6 protein-coding genes are annotated in these 7,010 nt (G+C 75.4%); 4 read left to right on the forward strand and 2 right to left on the reverse strand.

Annotated features, from left to right (window positions below; all coding sequences use genetic code 11):
• Positions 1–147: 147 nt before the first annotated feature.
• The 4 genes from MCAG_RS07555 to serS all read left to right on the forward strand — a co-directional run bounded on the left by MCAG_RS07555 (position 148) and on the right by serS (position 5,240).
• A complete protein-coding gene (locus MCAG_RS07555) occupies positions 148–1,323 on the forward strand; it encodes an alcohol dehydrogenase catalytic domain-containing protein (RefSeq protein ID WP_007072370.1) in 1,176 nt (391 codons plus the stop codon).
• 67 nt (positions 1,324–1,390) lie between these two features.
• Positions 1,391–2,587, forward strand: coding sequence for a trans-acting enoyl reductase family protein (locus MCAG_RS07560; protein ID WP_007072371.1), 1,197 nt, complete (start codon positions 1,391–1,393; stop codon positions 2,585–2,587).
• Between the two features lie 126 nt (positions 2,588–2,713).
• A complete protein-coding gene (locus tag MCAG_RS07565) occupies positions 2,714–3,790 on the forward strand; it encodes a MerR family transcriptional regulator (protein WP_036376598.1) in 1,077 nt (358 codons plus the stop codon).
• A 163-nt stretch (positions 3,791–3,953) separates the two neighbouring features.
• Positions 3,954–5,240 carry a serine--tRNA ligase gene (gene serS / locus MCAG_RS07570; protein ID WP_007072373.1) on the forward strand — a complete coding sequence of 429 codons (1,287 nt, stop codon included), beginning with the start codon at positions 3,954–3,956 and terminating at the stop codon, positions 5,238–5,240.
• On the opposite strand, the gene MCAG_RS07575 is transcribed toward serS, so the two are convergent.
• Both MCAG_RS07575 and MCAG_RS07580 read right to left on the reverse strand, forming a co-directional pair.
• Positions 5,224–6,129, reverse strand: a complete 906-nt coding sequence (locus MCAG_RS07575) for a cytochrome c biogenesis CcdA family protein (protein WP_007072374.1) — start codon at positions 6,127–6,129, stop codon at positions 5,224–5,226. The genes serS and MCAG_RS07575 overlap by 17 nt on opposite strands.
• The gene (locus tag MCAG_RS07580; RefSeq protein WP_007072375.1) at positions 6,129–6,776 is read right to left on the reverse strand and encodes a redoxin domain-containing protein; all 648 of its coding nucleotides are present in this window, start codon (positions 6,774–6,776) and stop codon (positions 6,129–6,131) included. Before MCAG_RS07580 ends, MCAG_RS07575 begins: the two co-directional genes overlap by 1 nt.
• Positions 6,777–7,010: the final 234 nt, after the last annotated feature.

Raw genomic sequence — 7,010 nt, forward strand, 5'->3', positions numbered from 1 at the left:
CGAGGCGCTGCGCCAGAGCAAGCAGCTCACCGAGACCGGTGAGCTGCTACGCGCCGACCGTTCCCCGCTGGAGCGCCCCCGCTCGGCCGCGCCCGAAGCGACGGTGCCCGGGGCTGCGGTGCCCGGCGGCGGCCCGGCGGTGCCCGGATGAGGGCGCTCTGCTGGCTCGGCGCGGGCCACCTCGGGGTGCGACAGGTCCCCGACCCCGAGCTGCGCAACTCCGCCGACGCGATCGTCCGGGTCCGGCGCAGCGCCACGTGCGGGGCGGACCTGCCGCTGCTCGCCGGGCGGGCCCCGGCGCTGTCCGTCGGCGACGTGCTCGGGCACGAGTTCCTCGGCGACGTGGTCGAGGTCGGGCCGCGGGTGCGGCGGCACCGCGTCGGCGACCGGGTGGTGGTCTGCGCGACCGTGGCCTGCGGGAGCTGCTGGTACTGCCGGCAGGGCCTCTACGCCTGCTGCGACAACGGCAGCACCGGGCCGGCGGCGGCCGAGGCGGCGTGGGGGCAGCCCACCGGGGGCTGCTACGGCCATCCCCGGGCCGACGGGGGGTTCGCCGGCAGCCACGCCGAGTACGTCCGGGTGCCGTACGCCGACGTCGGGGCGTTCGGGGTGCCGGACCCCGTGGACGACGACCGGGCGGTCTTCGCCTCGGACGCGGTGCCCGCCGGCTGGCTCGCCGCCGAGCTGGGCGAGGTGCGCCCGGGCGACGTCGTGGCGGTCTGGGGCGCGGGCGCGGTGGGCCAGATGGCCGCGCAGGCCGCCCTGCTGCACGGCGCGGCCCGGGTGGTGGTGATCGACCGGTACCCGCAGCGGCTGCGGCTCACCGAGCGGCACGTCGGCGCGGAAACCCTCGACTACCTGGCCGTCGACGTCCTTGCCGAACTGCGCGAACGCAGCGGCGGGCGGGGCCCCGACGTCTGCGTGGAGGCCGTCGGCATGGCCTGGGACGGCATGGAGCCGCGGTCGCTCGCCGAGCGGTTCGCCGCCGCCGCGCGGCCGGGCACCGCCCCGGACAACCCCATCGCGGTACGCGAGGCGGTGCACGCCTGCCGCAAGGGCGGCACGGTCGTGGTGCTCGGCACGTTCACCGGCTTCGTCGACACGTTCCCGCTCGGCGCGGTGCTGCGCAAGGGGCTGACCGTACGCGGTGCCCGCCAGCACGGGCAGCGCTGGATCCCGATGCTGCTGGACCGGATGGCGCGCGGCGAGATCAGCACGGCACACCTGGCCACCCACCACCTACCCCTGGAGCAGGGCGCGCTCGGCTACGACCTGTTCCGCACCCGCGCCGACGGCTGCCTGCGTACCGTCTTCACGCCCTGAGTCGACGCTGCCGCACCCGGGCATTCGTCGTGGTGCCCTGCCCCGCCGCCGGTGGCAGACTCGCGGTATGCGGGAAGATCGGGCGTACGACGTAGTGCTGTTCGGGGCCACCGGGTTCACCGGCGGGCTCACCGCCCAGTACCTCGCCCGGCACGCGCCGCCGGGGTTGCGCTGGGCGCTGGCCGGGCGGAACCCGGCCAAACTGTCGGCCGTGCGGGAGCGGTTGGCGGGGATCGCCCCGGCCCTGGCCGAGCTGCCGCTGCTCACCGCCGACGTCACCGACCCGGAGTCGCTGCGGCTGGTCGCCGAGAGCGCCCGGGTGGTGGCCAGCACCGTCGGGCCGTACGTGCGGCACGGGGAGCCGCTGGTCGCCGCGTGCGCCCGGGCCGGCACCGACTACGTCGACATCACCGGGGAGTCGGAGTTCGTCGACACCATGTACGTGCGGCACCACGCCGAGGCGGTGCGCACCGGAGCGCGGCTGGTACACGCCTGCGGCTTCGACTCGATCCCGCACGACCTGGGCGTCTGGTACACGGTCAAGCAACTGCCGTCCGATGGGCCGATCACCGTGGACGGATTCGTCCGAGCGGGTGGCAGGTTCTCCGCCGGCACCTACCATTCGGCGCTCACCGCGTTCTCCCGTACCGGGGAGGCGAGCCGGGCGGCGAAGGCGCGGCGGGCCGTCGAGCCACGCCCGCAGGGCCGCCGGGTCCGGGCGGTGCCCGGCAAGGTCGGCCGATCGGCGGAGCTGGGCATGTGGGCGGTGCCGCTGCCGACCATCGATCCGCAGGTGGTCCGCCGGTCGGCCGCGGCCCGGCCGGAGTACGGGCCGGACTTCCGGTACCGGCACTTCGCCGCCGTGCGGCGGCTGCCCACGATCGTCCTCGGCGCGGTCGCGCTGGGCGGCCTGCTCGGGCTGGTGAAGGCGCCGCCGACCCGGCGCTGGCTGCTCGGGCGGCTCGCCTCCGGCCAGGGGCCGAGCGCCGCGCAGCGGGCCAGGTCGTGGTTCCGGGTGCGGTTCCTCGCCTGCGGCGGCGGTCGGCGGGTGGTGACCGAGGTGGCCGGCGGCGACCCCGGGTACGACGAGACGGCGAAGATGCTCGGCGAGTCCGCGCTCTGCCTGGCCCTCGACGACGACCTGCCGCTGGCCTCGGGCCAGGTGACCCCGGTGACCGCGATGGGCGACGCCCTGCTGCGCCGGCTCACCGCAGCCGGCCTCACCTTCCGCACGCTGGAGCTGCAAGGAGGGGCCCCTTGTTAACGCTTTCGGTATAGAAAGGGCCCCCTGCAAACACCGCACCCAGGCGAGCGGCGCGGGCAGGGGCGGGAACGAGGGCTTGACCCTCGACCTGGTGAAGGGCACAGGATCCTCGGCGTGGAGAGCGAACTGCGCAGCATCGGCGAGCTGGCCCGGGCCAGCGGCCTGACGATCAGCGCCCTGCGGTTCTACGACCGCTCCGGGGTGCTGGCGCCGGCGCTGGTCGACCCGGTGACCGGCTACCGCTGGTACGCCGACGACCAGGTCGTGCCGGCCCGGCTGGTGGCCGGGCTGCGCCGGGTCGGGATGCCGCTGGCGGAGATCGCCGCCGCCGTACGGCATCGGGCCGAGCCGGCCGTGGTGGGCCGGCTGCTCGACGCGCACCTGCGCCGGCTGGAGGACGGCCTTGCCGACGCCCGCCGTGAACTCTCCCGGATCCATGCCCTGATCGACCCCGAGGAGAACCCGATGGTCACCTGTCTCGTACTGTCCCGCGCCGATCTCGCCGCCGCGATCGACGCGGTCCGCTTCGCCGTCGGCGCCGACCCCGACCTGCCGGTGCTCTCCGGTGTCCTGTTCGATGTCGCCGCCGACGGCGTACGCCTCGTCGCCACCGACCGGCACCGGATGGCGGTGTCCCGGGTTCCCGGCCGGGTCGACGGCCCCGCCCAGCGGGTGCTCGCCCCCGTGGACCTCGTCGACCGGGCCCGCGCGCTGCTGGACGCCGACGGCGGGTCCGAGGCGCGCCTGCGGCTGGACGGCGCCGCCGTCACCGTCTCCGTCGCCGGTCGGGAGGCCACCGGGCCCGCCCTGCCCCACGAGTTCCCGGACTACCAGCGGCTGCTGGGCGGGCACGCGGGCGGCACGCCGGCGTACCGGATCCCGGTGGACGTGCCGGCGCTGCGCGCGGAGGTCGCCGACGGACCGCCGGCGCGGGTCCTGCGGCACGAGGGCGTCGACGTGCCGGTGACCGTGCTGGGCCTGGACGACGTGGGCGCGCTGCGGGTCCTCGACAGCGCCGCGCTGGCCGACGCCGCGCCGGAAGCGGTGCGGTTCGGCGTCAACGGACGGTATCTGCTCGACGCCCTGGACGCGGGCGACCGGGGGCAGCTCCTGCTGGAGTTGGACGGGCCGATCGCCCCGCTGGCGGTGCGCCGGCCGGACGACGCGGACGCGTTCTCCATCCTGATGCCCATCCGGCTCTGAGCCCGCGTCGGCACCGGGGCACCCGCCCCGTGCCCAACCGGCTCTGAGCCCGCCTCGGCACCGGGGCACCCGCGTCTGTTGGCCGGGACCAGCCGGGAGACGCGGCGACGGTAGCATCGGTGGGTTCCCACCTGACTTCCCGGACGGAGGCGTACGGAGCAGCATGCTCGACATGGAGTTGATCCGGAAGGATCGCGAGGCGGTGGCGACCGCGCTGGCGAAGCGACTGGATCCCGCCGAGGTCAACCGGGCGCTGGACGAGATCCAGCGGCTCGACCAGGAGCGCCGCGCCCTCATCACGGAGATCGACGCCGAGCGGCAGCGCCGCAAGGCGGAGGCGCGGGCGTACGCGGCGGCGAAGCGGGCCGGCAGCGCGCCGGAGAGCGTCGCCCCGGAGGCCGAGCGCAAGCAGCTCGTCGAGCTGGAGTCCCAGCTCGACGAGGTGCAGTCCCGGCTGCGCGACCGGATGGGCGAGCTGCCCAACCTGCCCGCCGACGACGTCGTCCCCGGCGGCAAGGAGGCCAACCGGGTCGTCCGGGCCTTCGGCGAGCGGCCGGCGATCGAAAAGGTCCGCGATCACGTCGAGCTGAGCCGCATGTTGGGCCTGGTCGACCACGAGCGGGGGGTCAAACTCGGCGGCTCCGGCTTCTGGATGTACACGGGCCTGGGCGCCCGGCTGGAGTGGGCGCTGCTCAACTGGTTGATCGACCAGAACATCGCAGCGGGTTACGACTTCCTGCTCCCGCCACACCTGCTGCTGGACACCGCCGGTTTCGCCGCCGGCCAGTTCCCCAAGTTCTACGACGACGTCTACCACCTCGACCGGGAGTCCGCCCCGCGCGGGCAGTTCCTGCTGCCCACGGCGGAGACGGCGATCCTCGGGGCGTACCAGGACGAGATCCTGGACACCGCGACCCTGCCGCTGCGGCGGTTCGCGTACACCCCGTGCTACCGGCGGGAGGCGGCCGGTTCGCACTCCGACGAGCGGGGCACCGTGCGGGGCCACCAGTTCAACAAGGTGGAGATCTTCCAGTTCACCCTGCCCGAGCAGGCCGACGCCGCACTGGAGCAGATGGTCACCCACGTGGAGGGCCTGGTCGCGCGGCTGGGCCTGCACCACCAGACCAGCCTGCTGTCGGCCGGCGACGCCAGCGCCTCGATGAAGAAGACCCTCGACATCGAGGTGTGGATGCCGAGCACCGGCAAGTACAAGGAGGTGTCGTCGGTCTCCTGGGCCGGCGACTACCAGGCCCGCCGCGCGGCCATCCGGTACCGCGAGGCGGGCGGCAAGCAGACCCGCTTCGTGCACACCCTGAACGGCTCGGCGCTGGCCACCAGCCGGCTCTTCCCGGCCATCCTGGAGCAGTTCCAGCAGCCCGACGGCTCGGTGCTGGTGCCGGAGGTGCTCCGCGACCGGGTCGGCACCGACCGCCTCACGCCGGGTCGCTGACCGCCGGGTTCTCGACGCTGACCGGCACGTCGCCGGCGGGGGCCGGGTCACCCGGCTCCCGCCGCGCGGTCCGCCCTCGGGCGGCCAGCAGGGCGAGGGTGAGCAGGGGCGGCGGCCAGCAGGGGCCGGGCCGGCCGCGTCCAGGGCCCACACCAGGGCCTGCTGGATCCGGGCCGCGGCGACCACCACCGGGTCGCCGAACGCGTCGTGTCGGCCTTCGGCGAGCCGCACCTCGTACCAGCCGTACCAGGCGACGTAGCCGCCGGCGACCAGCAGCACCAGGTCGTCTGAGCCGGGGCAACCACCTGCCGACCTCGCGCAGCCGGGCCACCACCCGGTCGCGCAGCAGCGCCACGCCGAGGGCGTCCTCCGCCACCACGAGTCCCATCCCGAGCGCGTACGCGACGAACAACGCCAGCCCGCGCGACGTCGAGCCGGCCTGGAGGCTGGTCGCCACGATCGCCAGGAACGGGGCGATGGAACAGGTAAGCGACGCCAGCGCGTACGCAGCGCCGAAGAGCACCATGGACGGCAGCGTGCGGGTCAGCCGGGGCGCGCGGGCCAACGGGAGGGGGGCGGGCAGCCGCCGGCCGGCGAGCAGCCAGCAGCCGAGCAGGACCAGCCCCACCCCGAGGGTGACGGTGAGCCAGGGCAGCCGGGGGCGCAGCCAGCCGGCCAGCGGCGCGAAGGCCAGCCCGAACGCGCCGAAGACCAGCACGTACCCGCAGGTGAGGCCGGCGGCGGCGGTGAGCGCCCGACCGAGGGCGCCGCGTGCGTCGCCGGGCCCGGCCACCAGGATCGACAGGTACGCGGGCAGCATCGCGAACCCGCACGGGTTGACCGCGCCGAGCATGCCGGCGGTCAGCGCCAGCAGCAGTGGGGCGTCCATCAGCCGGCGAGGGCGGCGACCCGGCGGGTCAGGTCCTCCCCGTCGAGGAAGCCCTGATGGATCACCTTCCCCTCCCGGTCGATGATCAGGAAGGTGCTCTGCTCGACGATCTCGAAGCGGCGCCACAGCGTGCCGGCCCGGTCGTCGAGCTGGAGGGTGCCGCCCAACTCGAACTCGGTCACGAAGTCCTTCATCGCCTTCTGCTGGCCGAGGCCGGCGACGCCGACGATCGGCACCCGGTCGCGGTACTGCGGGGCGATCTCGGCGACCGTCCATGCCTGGCTGGCGCAGGTGGCGCACCAGGGGGCCCAGAACCAGAGCACCACGGGCCGGCCGGCCAGGTCGGCGGCGGCGAACGGCTTGCCGTCGAGGGTCGTACCGGTGAAGCGGAGGCTCTCCGGCACTCGGGCCGGGGCGGCCGGTGGGGGCGACGCGCCGGTGGGCGTACCGGTCGGGGTCGCCGGGGGACCGGCGGGGGCGGCGGATACGGCGGCGGCCGGGTCGACCGGCGCAGGGGTGTCCACGGCGCAGGACGCCGTGCCCAGCAGGACGGCGACCAGGCCGGCGGCTGTGCCGGCACGCCGTCGGCGGGGCGACCGTCCACCCGGGCCGGTCCGGCGGCGTGACGGGCGGCGGAACAATCGCACCCGCGTCTCCCTTCGGTAGCGGGCCGCGCGGGGCGGGGCGCCACGGCGCTCCGGTGTCCGACGGGCCCGGTGGGCGTGCTACTCGGCCTTGACCAGCCGCAGCGCGAGCTCGGGGCACACCTTGACCGCCTTCATCGCACCCTCCCGCAGCCAGGTCGGCACGGGAGTGGCGGGGAAGGCGGGGTAGCCGTTGCCGTCCAGCCAGGATGAAGTCGGGCACGACGTGGGCGCAGA

Origin of the sequence: Micromonospora sp. ATCC 39149 (assembly GCF_000158815.1) — a bacterium.
Taxonomy (GTDB): Bacteria; Actinomycetota; Actinomycetes; order Mycobacteriales; family Micromonosporaceae; genus Micromonospora.

Bases quoted from the DNA above. Each gene is read 5' to 3' on its own strand.
- MCAG_RS07555 (WP_007072370.1), top strand. From the start codon at position 148: ATGAGGGCGCTCTGCTGGCTCGGCGCGGGCCACCTCGGGGTGCGACAG.
- MCAG_RS07560 (WP_007072371.1), top strand. From the start codon at position 1,391: ATGCGGGAAGATCGGGCGTACGACGTAGTGCTGTTCGGGGCCACCGGG.
- serS (WP_007072373.1), top strand. From the start codon at position 3,954: ATGCTCGACATGGAGTTGATCCGGAAGGATCGCGAGGCGGTGGCGACC.
- MCAG_RS07575 (WP_007072374.1), bottom strand. From the start codon at position 6,129: ATGGACGCCCCACTGCTGCTGGCGCTGACCGCCGGCATGCTCGGCGCG.